Raw genomic sequence first — 21,813 nt, 5'->3', positions numbered from 1 at the left:
TATTGATTTTGCGCACCGTTTTGGAAGTGGAGGAATTAAGCTTTCGGTATGATAAAAAGCATGATAAGAGTCATGTGGAAAATGTGTCCTTTCTATTAAGAGAGGGAGAATGGACAGCGCTAATTGGTCATAATGGAAGTGGGAAATCCACCTTAGCTCATTTACTTGTTGGCTTGCTTCAACCCGATGAAGGGAAAATTAAGATAAATGGAGTTAGTCAAAAGAAAAGGCAAGGTGCTCAGGGGATTGGCATTGTTTTTCAAAATCCAGAAAATCAATTCATTGGAACAACTGTAGAAGATGATGTGGCTTTCGGGCTGGAAAATATAAATATGTCTTATGAAGAAATGCATGAAAGAGTGGATCAAGCACTAACAGATGTAGATATGCTCGGCTTTCGCATGGTGGATCCTTCTCAATTATCAGGTGGACAAAAACAAAGGGTCGCAATTGCAGGAATGCTGGCATTAGAGCCAAAGGTACTTATATTGGATGAGGCCTTTGTTATGTTAGATCCAAGAAGTCGCAAGGAATTAATAGCATTTATACGCAAATTAACAAATAAGGGAATGACAATCCTATCCATTACGCATGACATGGAAGAAGCTGCACAGGCTGATAGAGTAATGGTCATGGAACAAGGGAGAATAACAAAAATTGAAAGTCCCTCTCAGTTGTTTTATACAGATTCTACTTTAGAAAAACCATTTTCAGAGAAACTCAGAGAATCTTTGAAAAATAGAGGGAGTAAGGTTCCAGATAAATATATGACAGAAGAAGAAATGGTGCGATGGATATGCAAATCGAATTAAAAGATGTATCTGCTAATTATCAAATTGGACCGATCCGTAAACCCAATGTATTAAACTCCATCAATCTTACTATTGAATCAGGTACTTTTACAGCACTCATCGGAAGAACTGGTGCAGGAAAATCAAGTCTATTAAAGATATTGAACGGCTTGCTTCTTCCAACAAAAGGAAGCATTCGTATAGGAGAGACAATGATAGAATCACCTATCCAAAAAGAGAATATCCGTAAGATTCGCAAGCAAGTGGGGATGGTGTTCCAATTTCCAGAGTCCCAATTATTTGCGGAAACAGTGGAAAAGGACATTTGTTTTGGTCCGCTTAACTTTGGCGTATCGTTGGAAGAAGCGCAAGAAAAGGCTGCACAGGTAATTGAGCTAGTGGGCTTAGAGCCGTCTATTTTATCAAAATCCCCCTTTGCTTTATCGGGAGGACAAAAAAGGCGAGTGGCGATTGCAGGAATATTAGCAATGGAGCCATCTGTCCTTGTTTTAGATGAACCTGGTGCCGGGTTGGATCCGCAGGGGAAAAAGGAAATAATGTCTCTTCTAGCTACTTGGCATAAACAAGCGTCTTTAACGACTATTCTCGTTACACACGATATGGAGGATGTGGCTTTATTCGCAGACCAAGTTATTTTAATGGATCAAGGAAAAATTATCAAATCGGACAAAACAAAAATGATCTTTTCAGATCCAGCTTTATTGGAAAGTTGGGGGCTGGAAATGCCACAGGCTCGGTATTATCAAATGAAAATTGAACAAGAAACAGGAATAAAATTACCAAGGGTTTGCTTAACGCTGGATGAATTAGCAGATGCTTTAGTTTCGGTGGGATTAGTATGAATAAATTAATATTAGGAAGATACTTTCCGGGAGAATCATGGCTCCATCAGTTGGATGCTCGGGCAAAAATGATTTCTGTCCTTTTACTTATAGCTATGCTATTTATAGCAGATAATTGGATGGCCTACTTATTTTTATGGATGATTACCCTTTTCATTATGCACTTATCACAAGTTCCTTTCCGCACCTATGTACGAGGAGTCAAACCAATGATATGGCTCATTCTATTTACTGTAATACTGCAGGTACTATTTACTTCTGGCAGTAATGTATATATAGCATGGGGGCCAATTACTATTTCAGAGTATGGATTAATAAATGGAATCTTTATCTTTAGTCGTTTTGTTCTTATTGTATTTTTATCTACTGTCTTAACATTAACTACAAAACCAATCGATTTGACAGATGGAATAAATAAACTGCTATCTCCATTGCGTTTTATTAAGGTACCTGTAGATGATATTAGCATTATGTTATCTATTTCTTTGCGATTCATTCCCAATTTATTAGATGAAACACAAAAAGTGATGGATGCTCAAAAGGCAAGAGGGACGGAGTTTGGCCAAGGCTCATTATTTCAGCAGATGAAAACATTGGTCCCTATTTTCCTTCCTTTATTTGTAAGTTCGTTGAATAGGGCTGAGGACATGGCTAATATGATGGATGTTAAAGGATACCGTGCGGGAATAAAACGTTCGGCATTTCGAAGAATATATTGGCAGAAACAAGATACATGGTGTTTATGTAGTGTATGTTTTATTGGAGTGATTACGGTTTTATTAAGCGGATAATAAATCACCTAATGTATAAAAAATTATTTTATTCACGGAACGTAATAACTTTACATGGAGCCTCTGCGGGCGTTATCAATGAGCCAAGAAGCCAGCATTATCAATAGCTGCTCATCTTCCTAAGGATATCATGCCCGCCTCTCTATATAAAGGTGGTTCTAAGCGTTTGGAAAAATTTATACAAATTCACCGCTTTTGTACATAGTTAAACTAGCACTTCCAGATTCCTATAGGAGCTTCAATAAATTTATATTTTAGATACAGCATGTGGGGAATTCTGTTACTTTTTTCCTCTGCTCCACTTCCTTCCGAGCACAGAGAACTCTTGTTTGTTAATTTCCCCCTTTTTTAATGTATAATCCGTACATGTTCCAACTTTTTATATGAATCTACTTTTTCCTTATTCATAACGCAGTGACGAGGAAGCTCAGGCGTAGCCCCATGAAAAGCGAAGTGTATTCAGGCTGCGAGTGATTACCACAAACTTTCTTTCTTAAAATAAATAAAAAACCCAAACAATTATACGTGAACTGCCCCCTGTCAAGTAGACAGTGGAAATAATAAAAAAGATCTAAGCGGCTTTAACTCTATATTCCATAGGGCTAAGGCCGTTTAATCGTTTTTGATATCTATTGTTATTATAAAATTGGATATAGTCATCTATCGCAAGAGAAAGTTCCTCAAAGGTCTTATATTTGTGTAAATAATACTTTTCGCATTTCAGTGTCCCCCAAAAAGACTCCATTGGACCATTATCAATACACTTTCCAACTCGTGACATACTGTGTGTTATCTCTGCCTTGTCTACTTTAATCTTAAAACCTTTTGAAGTATACTGATACCCTCGATCACTATGGATAATTGGATGTTCTTCCTCCAATAAAAGTACGGTTGCTTGATCAAGCGTTTGGAATACAAGTTCATTATTATTCGAATGTCCTAAAACATAGCTAACAATGGATCCATCATAAAGATCTCGAATGGCACTTAAATATGCCTTCTTTGATGAACCATACTTAAATTCTGTCACATCCGTCACCCACTTTTCATTTGGTTTTGTTGCGGTAAATTCCCGATTTAAGATATTCTCTGCCACTTGTTGGGGAACGGAGCGTTTATAACGTTTTTTCTTGATACGAATGATCGAGCGTAAGCCAACCACTTTCATTAGTCGATAAATTCTTTTATGATTCAATCTTTCTTTAAACTGTCTATTCATGTGAAGGGTCATTTGGCGATAACCGAAGATGCCCTCCACTTTTTCATGGAGAATTTTCATCTCTTTCATGATTTTCTCATTCAATATCTCTTGAGAAGAAGGAACGCGATGAAGCCACTTATAATAGGCGGATCGTGCAATTCCCGCTATTTCACTCAGTAAACGAATGCTTATATTCTCTTCCTGATGGATCTCTTGAATAGCGATATACTTATCCTCCGATTGGATTTGACTTATTTTTGCCTCCTTTCGATCTCCTCTAACTTTTTTAAAAATAAGTTTTCTGCACGTAATCGCTCATTTTCTCTTTCTAACTTCTTCATTTGAAGAGTCATTTTCTCCTCTGGAGTTAGCTCGGATTCCTCTTTCGTAGAACCACGCCTATCTTTCAATGCATCTACTCCGCCATCTTCATACTTCTTAACCCATTGATAGATTTGTTGATAAGAAACCTGATGAGTATTAGCTGCTTCTTGATAGTCTTTTTTGTTCCCTAAACAATCTAGCACAATTTGTATTCGTTCTTCCCAAGTCGTTTTTCTTCCCTTAGTCATAGAGCTCGTCCTTCCTTGTGACGTATCTTTTATTTCACTATGACTATTATACTTCTTAATCCACCTTCTAAGGACAGATGGATCTGATATTTCATACATTCTCGTAATTTCACGAATCGAGTAATTTCCAGAGGCATAATCTTGAATAGCGGATAACTTTAGTTCTTTAGAATACTTTTTCCAGGAAGAAGTCTCTTTTAGTCCTTCTAAACCGAATGTATCAAATTTATATTTCCATTCCAAAACGGTAGAAAAGTGAACCTTATAAATCGATGAAACTTGGAGTGACGAATTTACTTCCCCTAAAGCTTTCACTATTTGATATTTCTCTTCTACAGAATAAGATTTTCTAGGCATAAAAATACTCCCCTACAAGTAACCAGATTTTTATTTTTTAATCTGTCTACCTATAGGGGAGCATATCAACGAATATTTTTTTAGTGTGTACGTATAATTGCTCGGGGTTAAATTTGATTGAAATACTTATTTCTCCCCCTCTTTTTATGTATACTTCCCCTCTTCGCTTAGTAAAGGAGTAATTCAAATCAGTTTAGCATGCACCATTTTATGACAAAATCAATCGGAAATTTACAATCCTTTACTATTCCTTAAAATAGATTCAATGATTTATTAACATTGGAACCCTATACTAAATCTGATAGCTCAGATAGATAAAACTTTGAGGTGAAAAAACATGCAGGCTAACAGGAGTATCCATATTTTAAAAGAGATATCAATTGTACAAGCAAATAACCTTAAATCTTCTAAAAAAGTTTCCTTTTATCAAGTTTTTAAAAGAATGATGGATCTCTTTATAGCAAGTATAGGTATTGTTATAACTCTCCCGTTGATTCTTCTATTTGCTATTCTCATTCGCATAGATTCACCAGGTTCTCCCTTTTATGTGCAGCAAAGGGTTGGGAAGAATGGCAAATGCTTTCGTTTAATTAAATTGCGATCGATGAGAATGGATGCAGAAAAAGACGGAGAAAAATGGGCAGAGGTAAATGATCCAAGAATTACAAAAATTGGTGCGTTTATAAGAAAAACAAGGATTGATGAGCTACCACAATTATTTTCTGTTTTAAAAGGTGATATGTCTATTATTGGACCAAGACCGGAGAGACCTTCTTTTACGGAACAATTTAGCAAGGAGATTGATGGTTTTTCGAATAGGCTGCTAGTAAAGCCAGGATTAACTGGCCTTGCCCAGGTAAACGGTGGGTATGACATCACACCAAGAGAAAAGCTAACTTACGATCTTCAATATATTAATAATGTAACATTTTCTTTAGAAATGAAAATTTTAGTAAAGACGATAAAAGTGGTGCTCACAGGAGAGGGTGCAAGATAATTGGACTCCATAAAAAGCAAGATTAACAGTGGAGCAAAATGGACCAGTATAGCAACGTTCGTTATTACTCTCTTACAGATTGGGCAGTTTATCGTACTAGGCAATATCATGAGTGCAAAGGAATTTGGCATGATTGGCATGCTGACGACAATCAGCATCTTTGCACAAATTTTTGTTGAATTAGGCTTAGGGGCTGCAGTCATCCAAAAACATCATGCAACAGAAAGGCAGTTATCTACCCTTTTTTGGATAAATGTTCTTTTAGGAATATTTATTTGTTTCCTTATGCAGGCAGCAAGCCCCTTTATTGCAGATTATTTTCAAACAAAAGAGTTAGAGGGAAAAGTCAGATTACTATCAATCGTATTTTTGATTGCGCCTATAGGACAGCAGTCACAGTACTTAATGCAGCGAGACTTATCGTTTAAGACATTAGGAAAGATCGAAACGATATCTAATGTTTTAAGCTTTAGTCTCTTAATTGGACTGCTCCTTTTTTTAAAGCAAAATCCGGTTAATGCTTATGTATGGTCACAGGTTTGCCTTTATTCCTTGAAAGGGATTCTTTTTTATATTTGTTACTTCCCAAAGTGGAGACCAAGCTTTGTGCTAGATATCAAAGCATGTAAAGAATTTTTCTCTTTTGGCGTGTATCAGCTTTTATCTAGGCTCGTAAATCGTTTAGGAAGCAATATGGATATGTTTTTGATTGGAAGATTTATGGGCATGGAAGCATTGGGGATTTATAACCTAGTCTATCAAATTATAACTATTCCCGTTCTTAAGTTAAATCCTATTATAACGAGAGTTGCCTTTCCGGTGTTTGCGAAAGATAAAAATAATAATCGGGCATTAGAGAGTGGTTATTTATATATGACCAAATTATTAGCAATTGTGTCGTTTCCATTGTTATTAGGGCTCTATGCTGTTGCAGATTTAGTCATCCCACTCTTCTTTGGAGAGCAATGGATGGCGGCTGTTCCTGTTTTGGAAATTATGATTATAGTAGGAATTCTAAGGGTTCTTATGAATCCCAATGGGAGCATTATATTAGCAAAGGGAAAAGCAGACATTGCTTTTTATTGGGACTTAGGAGTATTAGTTTGTTATGGTTTAGCATTATTAGCAGCAGTTCGGAGTAATCAGCTGGAAATAGTAGCATGGACATATGTGGGTGTAAGTATTCTTAATTTTATCGGTGGGAGAATCCTATTAACTAGAATGATCGGGCTTCAGCTAAAAAGTTATGTAAAAGTGTTGCTGCTGCCATTTATTCTTGCAGTGGTCAGCAGTGGGATTGCATTCCTGTCAAAAACGCAAATAATTTCTATTCATAATAATTTGGTTTGGGCACTTGTATGGTCTGTGTTGATAAGCGGGATTAGTTATTTGCTGCTACTGCATGCATTAAAGCATGTAGCATTTCGAGAAGAATATCAATAAAGGAATAAGCTGAACGATAGGATGTGTATCATGAAAGTATTGTGGATAACGAGTGTTTACCCTAGTGCAGATAACCCTGGAAGCGGGGTGTTTCATGAAACACAGGTAAGAGCATTATCCTCTTTAGGAGTGGATATAACAGTTATTAATCCAGTTCCATTAAATCCTTTTTTCTTTCGACTATGGAAGAAAAAATATCGTAAAAAGAACTATCCATATTTAGAGAAAAGGCATGGCATAAACATATATAGGCCTGTGTATAGGGCGACACCTGGTCAACTTCGCTGGTTCCAGCCAGATAAGCGCATTGCAGAATGTATTCTTAAAACTTGGAAGAAAGAGAACATAGAGGTCGATTTGATCCATGCACACTTCGCTATGCCTTCGGGAGGGGCAGCAAGAATTGTTGCCGCTAAATGTAAAAAGCCTTGGCTGCTCACATTACATGGAAGTGATGTCCATATTTATCCATCATTTAGTCGAAGTGCGGAACGGATTTTTCAAAAAACGGTAAATTCCGCAGATGAAGTTATTGCCGTAGGAGAACATCTTGCTGCTGCAGCTGAGACAAAAACTGGGAGAAAATGTATGCCGTTACCGATAGGAATTGATTTATCGAAATTTAAATTACCGCAGGCAGCCAATTTAAAAGCGAGCTATAGAGAGGAATTAGCATTACCTGTTAATAAAAAAATCATTTTGTTTGTAGGGCGTCTTGTGAAAGAAAAAGGGATTTTTGAATTAGCAGAGGCGTTATCTTATCTTCCGGAAGATTATGTAGTGGTTTATGTGGGGGCTGGCCCAGAAAAAGAAAAGCTGCAAAAAAATAATTTGTATAATAAACGATTATTCTTAGCAGGACAAATTCCTAATGAGATAGTAAGCGATTATTTGTTAGCATGCGATACTTTTATCTTACCGTCCTATTCGGAAGGATTACCGACCGTTGTTATAGAGGCGATGGCTTTGAAGATACCGACAATTTGCACAAGTGTCGGCGGGATACCTGATTTATTTGGAGAGTACACCAATTTGCTGATTCAGCCTCGATCGGTACAAGAGATTGTAACAAGAGTGAAAGAGCAAGCAGCTGATGCAGCCTTGTTTGACAAGGCTGCAGAACAATTATATCAGCGTGTTCTTGATAACTATTCTGCAGTTGATAATGCTAAAAAACTACTGGGAACTTACCAAGAATTGGCGAGCAAGTCGATAGAATCTACTAATCAATTAAATCACTTTTGGGAGGAAGCGAAATGACCAAGGTTCTTGTTACTGGTGGAGCGGGCTTTATTGGTTCACATATTGTAGAGAGTTTGTTAGAAGAAGGATATGAAGTAATAGTTATCGATAATTTTTCTACGGGTAAATTTGAGAATATAAAGGATTTAGCTGTTAAAATATGCCCGTTTGATATAACGGATTCTCGTGTGATTGATTATATTGTCGACTTAAATCCTGATTTTATTATTCATCAAGCTGCCCAAGTAAGTGTGGCAGAATCAGTGCATGACATATTACATGATGAGAATGTAAATGTAAAAGGATCATTACATGTCATTAAAGCAGCTATTCGCGGTTCCGTCCGGAAAATACTATTTGCCTCTTCGGCAGCTGTATACGGGAATCCAGTGAAGCTTCCTGTTACGACAGAACATCCAACTTTGCCGGAATCACCCTATGGATTAACAAAATTAACGGTCGAAAAATATTTGAAGTTAGCTTCTAAATTATATGGACTCTCGTATGGAATTTTAAGATATAGCAATGTCTATGGACCGCGGCAGGATGGTAAAGGAGAAGGCGGGGTTATCTCTATTTTTGTTGATCGTGTTTTTGAAGAAAAACCACCAATTATTTATGGTTCTGGAGAACAAACAAGAGATTTCATTTATGTAAAAGACGTTGCGAATGCAAATTTACATGCGTTAAAGCAGGACGAAAATCTTTGCCTGAATATTTCATCCAATAACCGAATCTCGATAAATCAACTTTGGGAGAAGATAGCTGATATAAGCGAGGTACCATTAAAACCGATTTATAAAGCAGACAGAGAAGGCGATATTCTCCATAGTATTTTATGCAATGAACAGACCATGCAACAACTGAATTGGCAGCCACAAACCAATTTAGAATATGGATTAAGAGAAACGCTATTCTCATCTAAACAAGTTTTACAAAAGTAGGGAGGAAGGATTGTAGAAGTTGGGAAATAACCGTACAGTAAGCAAAACAATAGGATTCACCGTATTAGGGATCGGTTGTCTTACCGTTTTATATTGGACAACGATGTATCAATTAACTTGGATGCTTCCCATCGTATGTATATGGATTGCGATTCAATTAGGAATATATTTGAAGTCAGTCATAACACTTGATCAGTTATTTCAAAATGTCATGTATGTCTTATTGCTTTCCACTTTTCTTAACCAATCCATTCTTAGTGTGAAAGTTGGTGCTTTTTCTGTTTTCTTATACAGAATATTGCTATTATTAGCAATTGTTTTATATATGGGTACTGCTTTGTACAAAAAAAGGATGGTACAGGATTTTAACCGCAGTGGACTACCGTTTATTTGGTTGTTCTTTGGTGGATGGATTCTTTATGGAACCATTTCGATTCTTTGGTCTATTTCTATTATTGCTTCCCTTAAATACATGTCCTTATTGGTAATGGGAATAGCATTTGTCTATTTAGCGAATGTGACATTTAAAACACGGCAACAGCTAAAGTACTTTTTGGCAGGATGGCTTGGAATGACCATTTTATTAGTGGGAATAGGATTCGTGAATTATTTCTTTTCTATTCAATTACCAAGTTCCGGTCTGTATGGTGCTTCCAGTTATAAACTATCGTATCCAACAGCCGTCTTTTACAATCAAAATGATTTTGCTGTCTATTTAGGCATTTCTTTTTTCTTCTTTTTAGCTGTTGTAAAAAATACCAAGAGAACAATGCTGAAGGGATATATGTTTGTTTTAAGCGTCCTAGTCTTCCTGCTTATTTATTTAACGGAATCACGTGCTGGAATACTTGCCCTTGCAGGAGGCGGATTAGTGTATATATTCCTGATCATTCCAAAGTGGTGGAAGAAACTAATATTACGAATTAGTCTTGGAGTAGGAATACTAGGAGGGATTTTGTTTGCTAACAGAGGATTTAGTAAAATTCAGAGTCTTATAGAGTTAGCCGGACAATATGAGCTAAATGAAGTGTTACCATCAAACTTAGCGAGAATCAATCTTTTAAGAAATACGTTTTCTTATTTGCTCGATTCTTACGGATTTGGAATCGGAGCAGGAAATATTCCTTATTATCTGGAGTATAAGAGTTATTTTCCAACAGGAAATGTCTACCAAGTGCATAATTGGTATGCTGAAATCGCCGGCAACTTTGGGTTAATGATTTTGTTTGGCTACTTAATGATATTGATTTATGCATTTATATCATTCTATCGAGCATACGAGAAGGCGGACAGCGGTACCGATAAAATGTTGTTAGAGGCGTGTATGATCGGAATGGTAGCATTCGTTATTTCGAGTATCAGCCCAAGCTCTGTGATGAACTTATATTTTCATTGGGTATTTCTTGGGTTTATTTTATGTACTCTGTCTGTTTATAAAAATAGAAAGCTAGAATCTTAACTTTCATAGCAGAAAGGGAGAGTTCGTTTGTGAGGTCTGTTTTATCAATTATAGCAGCTAGATGGAAAAAATATTTTATTCCTTTATTATTGCTTAGTGTCCTTTTAGGAGCAATAGGATGGTTTGTCCCAGCTGGGAAAGAAAGGGGAGCAGTTAAAGCAGAGGCCGCTATTTTACTAGGGAATTATGAAAATGAATACTTGAACAACAGTGAAGTAATTGCATCCTTATTAAGAAATGAAACGACTTTTGTACAATATTTACCCAATGTCGATATAGAGAAGGAACAGCTTCTTATTTCTGCGGATACCCCTAAAAAGATCAGCTTTACACTTACTGGTCCAAGTGAACAAGAAGCCGTATATTCCTTATCAGAATTAGTAGCTGCCTTTCTGGAAATGGATCAACAGTATTATCAAGAAAAAGATGAAATTATCTCAGAAAGCATTGATCAGCTCCAAGAAAAACCTGTTCAAGCAGAATCAGCTGTTGATCAACAACGGTTTCTATATGAACTAAAAACGAAACAAGTAAATATGCAGCCAGCAATGTTAGTTAAGGATGTCGCAGCAATAAGTGGGGATAATCGTGTAATCTCTCCCCAAGATCGAGCGCTAATGGGTGTAATGATCGGCATCATGCTCAGTTGTTTATGGATAATTTATCCGGTGTTCTTAAAATCCGAGATCGAATAAAGAGGTGAGTGGGAGATGGTTCCATCTGTATCCATTATTATGCCTTCCTATAATTGTAAAGAGTATATATCTTTTAGCATCCAGTCTGTTAGGGAACAAACATACACAGATTGGGAACTGCTCATTGTTGATGACCATTCCACAGACGGCACAGTCGAGGTATTAAAAGAATGGGAAAAAGTAGAGGAGAGAATTCGAGTTTTTTACCAAACGGTTAATGGAGGAGCTGCTGTTGCTCGGAATATGGCGCTTGAGCATGCGCGTGGAAAATATATTGCCTTTTTAGACAGTGATGACCGATGGAAACAAGAAAAGCTTGAAGTTCAACTAGCATATATGAAGGAAAATCAGTATGCTTTCACTTTTACTGCTTATGAGTGTATTGATCAAAAAGGAGAGCGGATCAATAAATATGTTCGGGTTCCTGAGCAAGTGGATTATCAAACCATGCTAAAAAATACAATTGTTGGCTGTCTGACTGTTCTAATTGATCGTGATCAAGTAGGGGATTTTCAAATGCCCAACATCCGTACTCGGCAGGATCTAGCAACTTGGTTAATGATTTTGAAGCGAGGTTTCCGTGCATTTGGCTTAAACGAAATATTAGCAGAATATAGAGTAGGAAATGATTCTATCTCTAAAAATAAATGGAAAGCAGCAAAAAATAATTGGCATGTTTATCGTCAAATAGAGCAGTTAAATTTCTTGCAGTCATCCTGGTATTTTTCTCATTATGCTTATAATGCTATTCGGAAGAGACTGTAGAAGGTAGAGGAGCATAGAAAATGAGAACAATCCATGTTATCGTTGCAACTGGCGTTTGGAATTTAGACAATTTGACTTATCGAAGACATCGATTTGCAGAGTTTCTGCAAAAGCAGCAGGAAACTGAGGAAGTAATCTGGTTATGTCCAGGGGAAAAACAGACATCAGAAGTAACGAGGTTAGAAAATGGTATTTACCAGTGGATAATCAGTGATTTGGGAAATTATAAAGTACAACGTTTCGCTCGATTTATCCCTTTTTTCTACCAAAAGAAGCTCCGAAGTTTAAGTAATTATTTAGCAGAAAAGAAAGGGAATTATTTGGTGAATTTATGGTATACCTATCCTGCTTTTCCGACTTTGTATAAGATATATTCATGGGATCAAATCGTTTATGACTGCAGTGATTTATGGGCAGAACAATTGAGCGGGAAATTTTCTTTCCTTTCTTATTTAAAGCAAAAGATCATCTATCAAAGTGAACAAACAATTGTTGAAAAAGCAAGTTATATTACTTGTACTTCATGCTTTTTAGCGGCGGAAATAATAAGTAGAACACCAGCCTATCGAGACAAGATTTTTACGTATGAAAACGGAGTAGAATACGAGCTTTTTCAGGAACAGAAGAATAGGGAGCCGGTTATTGAGAAAGAAGGGCTGATGATTGGGTACATTGGTGGGATTAAACCAAAACTTGATTTTGAATTAATCCAGCAAATTGCACAAAGAAGAAGAGATTGGACCATTTTATTAGTTGGACCTGATGGAACGAATAACAGCCCGGAATTTATGAAATTATTGAAGGAACCAAATATTCGATGGATGGGAAGTGTCCCGAGAAATCAGGTTCCTGCTTATATGCATATGCTTGATATAGGGATTATGCCATATAAGGATACTCCATATAATAAGGCTATTTTTCCATTAAAGCTTTTTGAATTTCTTGCTGCTGGAAAACCAGTGATAGGGATGAACTTGCCTTCAACAAAAGGATATGTGGAAGGAGGCGTTTATGAACTTTTGCTAGGGGAGACAGAAGTGAATCAATTTATTCATGCCTGTGAAAAGATGGCAGAGAATGCTGGTAGCCAAGCGTGGCAGAGCAGAAGAAAGCAACTTGCCATGTTAAAAGATTGGGAGAATATCTTCCAAGAGATGATCCAAGTCGACAAAAAAACTAGCAGATGAGGATACCTGATGGCTAGTTTTTTTGTCGTTCTTATTCAGGCTAAATTTTACTGTATATTTCCATTTCATCCATTATATCTTGTAATGTAATATGTTCTAATTCCTTTTCCATTGTTAGTTGGATGGTAGAAAAAGTCTGGTTTAAGATTGGATGAATTTTGCTTCCTATCGGGCAACGGTGATTTGGATGATCATGTATTGCGAACCATTCACTTTTTGATTGAACGGCTAAATAAATGTCTAAAAGGGTAATATCAGCAGGAGGTTTTAATAAGGATGCCCCAGAAATGCCTGCTCTGCTCGTTAGCATTCCTCCTCTTTTCAAAAGTCCGCACATTCTTCTTATCACTACAGGATTTGTATTCACACTTTCTGCAATAGAATCAGAGGTTATTTGTTCGTATGGTTTCGAGGCAATTAAAGATAGGATATGAATAGCAACAGATAGCCGGCTGTTAGCCATAATAGATAAACACCACCAATCAAATTTTTTGTCATTCATTAGGAATACGTTATAATTGTTGCGTTGATAAAATTGATAGCGAATCCGAAGAGAAGCGCTTACATTACGTGGCTACTATTATTATACAATGGAATATAAGGGCATAATCAGCTAATTTGCGATTAAATTGTGAACAAATAGACACAAAAAAGGCGATGATGGTGAGAAAGAAAATGGTCATGATGCTTTATAATAAAAAAAGCTATTAATAAGAAGGTATTTAGAAGAGGGAATTTTGCTAAAAGAGGTGGAAGAAAGTGAAAACGGTTTTAGTTGTAGGTGGTGGGATAACAGGATTATCTGCCATGTATTATTTGCAGAAGGAAAATAGAGAAAGACAATTAGGACTTCGACTAGTTTTAGTGGAGGCTAATGACTACCTAGGCGGGAAAATCCATACGGTTACAAAAGATGATCTGCTTATGGAAACAGGAGCAGATTCCATTGTTGCCCGCAATAAAAATGTTCTTCCCTTTGTTAAGGAACTTAATTTAGAAGAAGAAATTGTTTATAACGCAACAGGGACATCTTATATTCATACACAAAACAAATTATTAGAAATTCCCAAGGATTCTATTTTCGGTATTCCGATGACATTAGAAGCTCTTTTTACAAGTGAACTACTTTCCACTCGAGGAAAGCTAGAGGCTTTAAAGGATCTTTTTCGTACTAAGTCAAGCTTTACGAGAGAATCCTCCATTGGTGAATTTTTAGAGTATTATCTGGGAAAGGAAATCGTAGAAAAGCAGATTGCACCAGTTCTTGCGGGCGTTTACTCTGGAAATATTTATTCGTTAACAATGGGCTCCACTCTACCTTATCTGCTCGAATATAAGGAAAAGTATGGAAGCATTATCCGTGGGCTAGGGAAGAATAAAGAATCGTTTCAATCGGCTGCGAATAAGAAATTTATTTCTTTTAAAGATGGGTTATCTACAATTATTGATCGACTGGAGAAGGTATTAGAAGATGTATCCATTAGAAAGGGAATAGCTGTTACACGAATAAATAAGGAAGCAGACCAATATAAAGTTCAATTATCCAATGGGGAAGAAGAAGTGGCAGACATGGTTGTCTTATCTACTCCCCACAATGTAACACAGCATATTTTAAGGAAGGATGAATTAAATCCTGTCTTTAGCAAGCTGAAAAATTCGTCCAATATCACCTTATATTTGTCCTATGATATTTCCGATGATGAACTGCCTAAAGATGGTACAGGCTTTATAGTCGCAGGAGATAGTGACATTGTTTGTAATGCTTGTACGTGGACAAGTAGAAAGTGGAAGCATACATCGAAGAATAATCAGCTATTATTGCGTCTATTCTATAAAAAAACAAATCCAGCCTATGAACGGCTAAATAGCCTTACAGAAGAGGAACTAATCCAAGAGGCTAGAAAGGATATAGAGAGAAGTCTTGGAATTACTTCCAAACCTAAAAGTTATGAAGTGACAAAATGGACTAATGCGATGCCTGTTTACTCATTAGAACATAAGCAAGCAGTAGAACAACTTAGCCAAGACTTAGCTCTTTTATATCCTAATGTGCATCTAGCTGGTTGTTCCTACTATGGAGTAGGAATTGCAGCATGTATAGCGAATGGGGAAGAAACAGCTAAGAAAATTTTGCATTCCATAGAATAAGAAAAGTGCAGAGCCATAGTAGGAAGGCTCTGTTTTTTTTGTGAAATGATTTGATAGATGGAGCAATCGCTTGCTATTTATTTTGTAAAATAGCCGATTTTTAATTTCTTAATCTAGTAACGGGTTTTCACAAGATTTATAATAGGTGGAAGAACATAAAGAAAAGAGGAACTAACTAAATGAACAAAAGCCAGATGATGAGGATACAGGAGCAAAAGTAATGGATCATACTGTCATGGTATTTATTGTTTTAATCACGATGTCGGGTGCATTGCATGTGATATTAGCCATTATTGCGTATATGAATAGACAGGCATTTGAAGGAATGCGAACATTCCTATGGTTTTCCTGTTTTAATGCTATTTATGCATTTGGGTATGCATTAGGTCTTGCCAGCTCAACGATAGAAGAAATGAAATTTTGGACAGCTGTTCAGTATTTAGGTATGCCGTTTTCGGCACCAGCTACATTAATTCTTGTTTTACAATATATCGGCTACGATAGGCATTTAAATAAAAAAATGTATTTTTTCTATTATTTAATCCCAGCGCTTTCCTTTTTACTCGTTGCGACAAATGATTATCATCATTTATTCTATCAATCTGTATATTTAGAATATCGAAACGCAACTCCTCTCATGCAAATTACAATGGGACAATGGTATTTACTACATGGTGCTTATTCGTTTGGAACGTCTGCCATTGCCTTTATATTACTATTGATTTATTGGTTTAAAGAGAAATCTAGGCAAACAAAACAAGTAGCCATACTATTGACAGGAATTCTTGTCCCTGTTGGCGCGTCTTTTTCTTATTTGATAGGACTTACTCCAAACGGCTTAGATCCTGTTCCAATTGCCATGCTATTTTCTAGTTCTCTCTATTTATATGCCATTATATCTACGAAATTTTTGCTGGTTCCGCCAATAGAAAAAGATTATATATTTGAAAGTATGGGAGATGCAGTATTAGTTTTAGATCAGACATATCATCTAAAAGATTTTAATAAGGCTGCTTCTAGGTTGTTTTCGGATGTAAAAACAGGAAAACACATAGCAGCTGTATTAGGGTTGGATGATCAGGTTCTTGGGCTGCTAAAAAACATCGATACGGATTCTGTCATATCGGAAGTAGAGAGGACTAATAAATCAGCAACGGAATATTATCAAGTTAAGATCTCTCCGATTAAAAAAGGAGAGTCAGCTATTGTTGGTATTTCGATTATATTTACGAATATTACGGAACAAAAGAAGGAACAGCTCAGTTTAACAAAATTGGCATACACAGATAGTCTGACACAAATATCTAATCGTGCCTATGTGACAGCAATTGCTGAAGAGATGCTTACCAAGCATAGAAAGATAGCCGTTATCCTGTTTGATGTTGATCATTTCAAGAAAATAAATGATACATATGGACATTTTGGGGGAGACGAAGCATTAAAGCATATTGCCTCTCTAAGTAAAGCTCTTGTGCCTAAGAATGGAGTTTTTGGCAGATATGGTGGAGAGGAATTTATTCTTTTTCTATTTGGAAAAGAAGCAGATTCAGCCATTTCTATTTCTGGGAAATTAAGGAGGGTAATCGCAGAAACCCCTTTATATTATAAGGAAATAGTAATTAATATTACTGCGAGCTTTGGTGTAGCTATAAAGGAAAACTGTCTAGCTCTTACCCCGTTGATAAGCGAGGCGGATGAAGCGCTATATGCATCTAAAAGAGAGGGAAGAAATACCGTTTGTGTAGTAGAAAATGGAGAATACATTAAATTAGACTCTTCTCCGTTAGTAAAAGGAAAATAATATAGGAAGGGAGTCCCCTCATACGGTATGTGGATGTTAGCGGTGGTGTTCTAATAATGTTATTTTTTCTTACACCATTTGTTAAAATATTTAGAAAATACTCAAAAATGTATTGCGTAAAAAAGAGTGGTGTATTACAATTTTTTATATAATCTAAATCTATCTTTTTTCGTCTAGGTCAAAATGATAGAGAGAAAAGTTTGTTAGTTTTGCTGTTATTCAAGACAGAGCCCTTTTCTTACGACATATGCATTGCTTCGAATGTTTATGATGATCTCATAAATATCTCGTGCAATATCCAGATGTTTATAGGAGGAGTATCACATGTATCATGCAAATACCATATATATTATTGGAGAAAGTAAAACATCCTCTAATAATGCCATTATGCAGCAATACAATGGTTTTTTTATTGCATTAGTGGTGGATAGAGTCTCTCATACAATTATTGATGCAGAATGTTCTTCCACTATCAATATAACCTCTTCCTTCATTAAGTCTATTGTTGTCGGGAAATCGATGGTAGATTTAGACACCGTTTTAAAGGAAGTTGAAAATCGTTATTTTGGATCTTCTCAAAAAGCAGTTATGGTTGCTTTTAAGAATGCCCATATTAAATATAAACAACTATTAAAAGAATTAGTATAAACTGCTTTTTCTGTTATACGCAGAGAAAATCCAGTTGATAGAGATTTTACTTCTCTGTTAGCTGGATTTTTTTATTTTGTACAAATAAGATGGATCAAAAAAATGTGGGAGGTTTTTCTAAATGGGCAAAATTTATATGTCAGTTGATATGGAAGGAATAACAGGGTTAATTGATCACACACAGGTTGATTCTAATAAGCTAAATTATGAAAGAAGCCGTATCTTGATGACAGATGAAGCAAATTATGTTGTCACAAGTCTATTTGATCAAGGCATAGAAGAAGTGGTTGTAAATGACAGCCATAGTAAAATGAATAATTTATTAATAGAAAGATTTCATCCAAAAACAAAGTTAATAACAGGGGATGTGAAGCCATATTCAATGGTGCAAGGGCTTGATGCTAGTTATGACGGGGCAATCTTTGTCGGATATCATGCGCGAGCTTCTGTTCCTGGTGTTATGACCCATAGCATGATTTTTGGAGTCCGTAATATGTACATAGATGACGTTGTTGTTGGAGAATTAGGATTTAATGCTTATGTTGCAGGATATTTTGGTGTTCCAATTATTCTTGTAGCAGGGGACGATCAAGCAGCACAAGAAGCAGAGCAGCTAATTCCTAATGTAACAACAGCGATTGTGAAAAATAGTATTTCAAGATCAGCAGCGATGAGTTTAACTCCTGCCCAGGCTGGAGAATTGCTAAAAGAAAAGACAAGGGAAGCGTTAGAAAAAAAGCACTTAGTAAAGCCTTTAGTACCACCTGCTACTCCATTGCTCCGCATCGAATTTGCGAACTATGGACAAGCTGAATGGGCTCATTTAATGCCGGGAACCGAGATAGAGCCTGGTACTACAATTGTTCGTTTTCAAGCAAAAAACATCTTAGAAGCATATCAAGCTATGCTGGTTATGACTGAACTTGCGATGAGAACAACATTTTGTTAGGTGGTGAGACCGATGAAATCTTATTATGTTAAGCGCTTTTTCTCGATGCTCGTGACGTTATGGGTCATTATTACGATTACTTTCTTTTTAATGCATTTTACACCTGGTTCTCCATTTAATGATGAAAGAACGACAAATGACGCGATTCAGAAGAATTTAGAAGAGCAATATCATTTAGATAAACCGCTCATTGTTCAATATGGTATGTATTTAAAACAAATAGCAACCTTTGACTTTGGCATTTCGATAAAAAAATCATCGCAGACAGTAAATGAAATGATTGGAAGAGGATTTCCTGTCTCTTTTGAACTTGGCATGGTTTCCTTAATAGTCGCGGTTATTTCGGGGATAACACTTGGCGTAATTGCCTCCCTTAAACACAATGGGGTCATCGATTATGCAGCGATGACAATAGCAGTAATAGGAATTTCCATTCCTAACTTTGTTTTAGCAACCATGTTGATTCAACAGTTCGCTGTTAATTGGAGGATACTCCCAACAGCTACTTGGTCAAGCTGGAAGCATATGATTCTACCAACGATAGCACTTGCGACAGGTCCAACTGCCATTATTGCTCGGTTAACGAGAACGAGCATGCTAGAGGTATTAACACAAGATTATATAAAAACAGCTAAGGCAAAGGGACTTTCTCCATTCAAAATAATTGTCAAACACGCCCTGCGCAATGCTCTTTTGCCAGTTGTAACTTTATTAGGTGCTTTGGCGGCCAGTATTTTGACTGGTACCTTCGTGATTGAAAAAATATTTGCGATTCCTGGTATGGGGAAATACTTTGTAGATAGTATTAATAATCGTGATTATCCTGTTATTATGGGGACGACTATTTTTTACAGTACCATTTTAATTATTATGCTGTTCCTCGTTGATTTAGCATATGGCATATTGGATCCGCGAATAAAACTTCAGAAGAAGGAGGGTTAGCAATGGGCTTACGTCAAGAAACAATGTATGAAAAAAAGGACGATATTGCTCTTGATGAATGGTTTGTACCAATAGAGAAACAGCATGGGGAGGCTGAAGCCGTTGTTCGTCCAAGCCTATCCTATTGGCAAGAAGCATGGAGAAATCTTTGGAAGAATAAATTAGCGATGGGAGCATTTTTTTTCTTAATTTTATTAATTATTATGTCTATCATTGGTCCGATAATTTCTCCCCATTCGATTTCGGAGCAAAAGCTTATTAATCAAAATCAGCCGCCTTCTTCTGAGTATTGGTTTGGGACAGATAGTCTGGGCAGAGACGTCTTTTCAAGAACCTGGTATGGGGCCAGAATATCGTTGTTTGTTGGGATTGCAGCTGCCGTCATTGATTTTTTGATAGGAGTTGCTTACGGTGGGCTATCGGGATACAAGGGTGGCAAGATGGATCACATCATGATGAGAATAGTAGAAGTACTATATGGACTCCCATATTTATTAATCGTTATTTTAATGTCTGTTGTGATGGGTCCGGGACTAGGATCTATTATTATTGCCTTGTCTATTACAGGATGGGTTGGAATGGCCCGCATAGTTAGAGGACAAGTTCTTCAAATAAAAAACTATGAATTTATTTTAGCATCGAAAACTTTTGGAGCTAAAACTTACAGAATAATTAGAAAAAACCTCCTTCCAAATACAATGGGCCCGATAATTGTTCAAATGACTTTAACAGTTCCCTCTGCAATATTTGCAGAAGCGTTTTTAAGCTTTTTAGGACTTGGCATTCAAGCACCTTTAACAAGCTGGGGGGTTATGGCAGATGAAGGATTATCTGCTATTTTAACAGGTCATTGGTGGAGGCTGTTTTTTCCAACCTTATTTATATCGCTTACGATGTTTGCTTTCAATGTATTAGGGGATGGACTCCAGGATGCTCTTGATCCAAAGCTGAGGGGTGGAAAATAATGACGACAATACTAGAAATCCGTAATCTTCATGTTTCTTTTGCGTCTTATGGAGGAGAGGTAAAAGCGGTACGAGGAGTCAATTTTTCTTTGGAAAAGGGGGAAACTTTAGCCATTGTTGGAGAATCTGGCTGTGGAAAAAGCGTTACATCGCAAACGATTATGCGATTAATTCCGAGTCCGCCAGGAAGAATTACAGACGGCTCTATTTTATATAAAGGGATGGATCTCACCAAGCTGAAAGATGAAGAGATGAGAAAAATTCGCGGTGCCGATATCTCTATGATTTTCCAAGATCCAATGACAGCTTTAAATCCTACGCTGACGATTGGAGATCAGATTATGGAAGGCATTAAACAGCACAAGCAGATTTCAAAAGCAGAAGCAAAAGATAAGGCGATTGAAATGCTTACATTAGTTGGCATCCCTAATCCCGAAATGCGATTGAAACAATATCCTCACCAATTTAGCGGAGGGATGAGACAGCGAATAGTGATCGCGATGGCATTGATTTGTGAACCAGAGATTTTAATTGCAGATGAGCCTACAACAGCTTTAGATGTAACAATCCAAGCACAGATTTTGGACTTATTCCGAGAGATTCAACAAAAAAGAGAAGTGTCCATTATTCTAATCACACATGATTTAGGGGTAGTTGCTCAAGTAGCTGATCGTGTAGCGGTTATGTACGCAGGAAAAATAGTGGAGATGGGGAATAGAAGAGATATTTTCTATTCTCCCCAGCATCCATATACAAAGGGCTTGCTAAATTCTGTCCCAAGATTGGATCAGGAAGGAGAGCTGGTGCCAATAGACGGAACTCCTCCAGATTTATTTTCTCCGCCAGAAGGCTGCTCCTTTACGGCAAGATGCCCGTATGCGATGGAAGTGTGCAAAAGAGTGTATCCGTCAAAAAGTAATTTGAGTGCTCAACATCAAGTCAATTGCTGGCTGCAGGATGAGCGGGCAAGGCGGGTATTGCACACGATTTAACGATTGGAAATCTTCGAAATATAGTTTTTAGCTATTTTTTGACTTTAAAGAAAAAGTCATT

Annotated in this window: 20 protein-coding genes; 18 read left to right on the top strand and 2 right to left on the bottom strand. The window is 36.8% G+C overall.

The genetic code is table 11. From position 1 onward, the window contains the following. Positions 1 to 2 precede the first annotated feature (2 nt). Genes NSQ89_RS21220 through NSQ89_RS21210 form a run of 3 tightly spaced genes read left to right on the top strand, consistent with a single transcriptional unit; the run spans position 3 to position 2,445 of the window. Entirely contained in the window at positions 3 to 812 is an 810-nt protein-coding gene (locus NSQ89_RS21220; RefSeq protein ID WP_445668976.1) for an energy-coupling factor transporter ATPase, read from the top strand. Then, on the top strand, positions 797 to 1,654 hold the full coding sequence (locus tag NSQ89_RS21215; RefSeq protein ID WP_341133260.1) for an energy-coupling factor transporter ATPase: 858 nt from the start codon (positions 797 to 799) through the stop codon (positions 1,652 to 1,654). The genes NSQ89_RS21220 and NSQ89_RS21215 overlap by 16 nt, the downstream gene beginning before the upstream one ends. Further along, the gene (locus NSQ89_RS21210; protein ID WP_341133259.1) at positions 1,651 to 2,445 is read left to right on the top strand and encodes an energy-coupling factor transporter transmembrane component T family protein; all 795 of its coding nucleotides are present in this window, start codon (positions 1,651 to 1,653) and stop codon (positions 2,443 to 2,445) included. Before NSQ89_RS21215 ends, NSQ89_RS21210 begins: the two co-directional genes overlap by 4 nt. A gap of 571 nt (positions 2,446 to 3,016) precedes the next feature. On the opposite strand, the gene NSQ89_RS21205 is transcribed toward NSQ89_RS21210, so the two are convergent. Beyond that, a protein-coding gene (locus tag NSQ89_RS21205; protein ID WP_341132683.1) for an IS3 family transposase occupies positions 3,017 to 4,575 on the bottom strand; the annotation gives its coding sequence in 2 pieces (ribosomal slippage) (positions 3,017 to 3,936 and positions 3,936 to 4,575; 1,560 coding nt in all). A 337-nt stretch (positions 4,576 to 4,912) separates the two neighbouring features. Between NSQ89_RS21205 and NSQ89_RS21200 the strand changes: the two genes are divergently transcribed. The 8 genes from NSQ89_RS21200 to tuaH are packed head-to-tail and all read left to right on the top strand — an operon-like array spanning position 4,913 to position 13,307. Next, on the top strand, positions 4,913 to 5,572 hold the full coding sequence (locus tag NSQ89_RS21200; protein ID WP_251689101.1) for a sugar transferase: 660 nt from the start codon (positions 4,913 to 4,915) through the stop codon (positions 5,570 to 5,572). Next, a complete protein-coding gene (gene tuaB / locus NSQ89_RS21195; RefSeq protein WP_341133258.1) occupies positions 5,573 to 7,015 on the top strand; it encodes a teichuronic acid biosynthesis protein TuaB in 1,443 nt (480 codons plus the stop codon). A gap of 30 nt (positions 7,016 to 7,045) precedes the next feature. Beyond that, the gene (tuaC, locus tag NSQ89_RS21190) at positions 7,046 to 8,275 is read left to right on the top strand and encodes a teichuronic acid biosynthesis protein TuaC (RefSeq protein ID WP_341133257.1); all 1,230 of its coding nucleotides are present in this window, start codon (positions 7,046 to 7,048) and stop codon (positions 8,273 to 8,275) included. Further along, complete coding sequence (locus NSQ89_RS21185; RefSeq protein WP_095322667.1) at positions 8,272 to 9,201, top strand: NAD-dependent epimerase/dehydratase family protein; 930 nt, start codon at positions 8,272 to 8,274, stop codon at positions 9,199 to 9,201. Before tuaC ends, NSQ89_RS21185 begins: the two co-directional genes overlap by 4 nt. 19 nt (positions 9,202 to 9,220) lie before the next feature. Then, entirely contained in the window at positions 9,221 to 10,660 is a 1,440-nt protein-coding gene (locus NSQ89_RS21180) for an O-antigen ligase family protein (RefSeq protein WP_341133256.1), read from the top strand. Between the two features lie 29 nt (positions 10,661 to 10,689). Continuing rightward, complete coding sequence (locus NSQ89_RS21175) at positions 10,690 to 11,355, top strand: hypothetical protein (RefSeq protein ID WP_341133255.1); 666 nt, start codon at positions 10,690 to 10,692, stop codon at positions 11,353 to 11,355. Between the two features lie 15 nt (positions 11,356 to 11,370). After that, positions 11,371 to 12,120, top strand: coding sequence for a teichuronic acid biosynthesis protein TuaG (gene tuaG, locus NSQ89_RS21170; protein ID WP_336044870.1), 750 nt, complete (start codon positions 11,371 to 11,373; stop codon positions 12,118 to 12,120). A gap of 20 nt (positions 12,121 to 12,140) precedes the next feature. Continuing rightward, positions 12,141 to 13,307, top strand: coding sequence for a teichuronic acid biosynthesis protein TuaH (gene tuaH / locus NSQ89_RS21165; protein ID WP_336044869.1), 1,167 nt, complete (start codon positions 12,141 to 12,143; stop codon positions 13,305 to 13,307). Between the two features lie 40 nt (positions 13,308 to 13,347). Here the strand turns inward: tuaH and NSQ89_RS21160 are convergent, their stop codons facing one another. After that, the gene (locus NSQ89_RS21160) at positions 13,348 to 13,770 is read right to left on the bottom strand and encodes an Rrf2 family transcriptional regulator (protein WP_047944262.1); all 423 of its coding nucleotides are present in this window, start codon (positions 13,768 to 13,770) and stop codon (positions 13,348 to 13,350) included. Positions 13,771 to 14,066: 296 nt separating this feature from the next. Here NSQ89_RS21160 and NSQ89_RS21155 point away from each other — a divergent pair, with 296 nt between their 5' ends. The 7 genes from NSQ89_RS21155 to NSQ89_RS21125 all read left to right on the top strand — a co-directional run bounded on the left by NSQ89_RS21155 (position 14,067) and on the right by NSQ89_RS21125 (position 21,752). Continuing rightward, complete coding sequence (locus NSQ89_RS21155; protein WP_095257974.1) at positions 14,067 to 15,455, top strand: protoporphyrinogen oxidase; 1,389 nt, start codon at positions 14,067 to 14,069, stop codon at positions 15,453 to 15,455. A gap of 220 nt (positions 15,456 to 15,675) precedes the next feature. Continuing rightward, positions 15,676 to 17,256, top strand: coding sequence for a histidine kinase N-terminal 7TM domain-containing diguanylate cyclase (locus NSQ89_RS21150; RefSeq protein WP_095257975.1), 1,581 nt, complete (start codon positions 15,676 to 15,678; stop codon positions 17,254 to 17,256). 324 nt (positions 17,257 to 17,580) lie between these two features. Beyond that, positions 17,581 to 17,904 carry a DUF3870 domain-containing protein gene (locus tag NSQ89_RS21145; protein ID WP_047944259.1) on the top strand — a complete coding sequence of 108 codons (324 nt, stop codon included), beginning with the start codon at positions 17,581 to 17,583 and terminating at the stop codon, positions 17,902 to 17,904. Positions 17,905 to 18,025: 121 nt separating this feature from the next. After that, entirely contained in the window at positions 18,026 to 18,853 is an 828-nt protein-coding gene (locus NSQ89_RS21140; protein WP_047944258.1) for a M55 family metallopeptidase, read from the top strand. 12 nt (positions 18,854 to 18,865) lie between these two features. Next, positions 18,866 to 19,795: an ABC transporter permease gene (locus NSQ89_RS21135; RefSeq protein ID WP_047944257.1), complete on the top strand. Its 930-nt coding sequence runs from the start codon at positions 18,866 to 18,868 to the stop codon at positions 19,793 to 19,795. A gap of 2 nt (positions 19,796 to 19,797) precedes the next feature. Beyond that, complete coding sequence (locus NSQ89_RS21130; RefSeq protein WP_161798413.1) at positions 19,798 to 20,760, top strand: ABC transporter permease; 963 nt, start codon at positions 19,798 to 19,800, stop codon at positions 20,758 to 20,760. Beyond that, positions 20,760 to 21,752, top strand: coding sequence for an ABC transporter ATP-binding protein (locus tag NSQ89_RS21125; protein ID WP_047944255.1), 993 nt, complete (start codon positions 20,760 to 20,762; stop codon positions 21,750 to 21,752). Before NSQ89_RS21130 ends, NSQ89_RS21125 begins: the two co-directional genes overlap by 1 nt. The last annotated feature ends 61 nt before the right edge of the window (positions 21,753 to 21,813 follow it).

The sequence above is a fragment of the Niallia sp. FSL R7-0648 genome (assembly GCF_038007005.1).
Classification (GTDB): Bacteria; Bacillota; Bacilli; order Bacillales; family Cytobacillaceae; genus Niallia; species Niallia circulans.
This window is presented reverse-complemented; position numbering and strand designations above follow the sequence as displayed.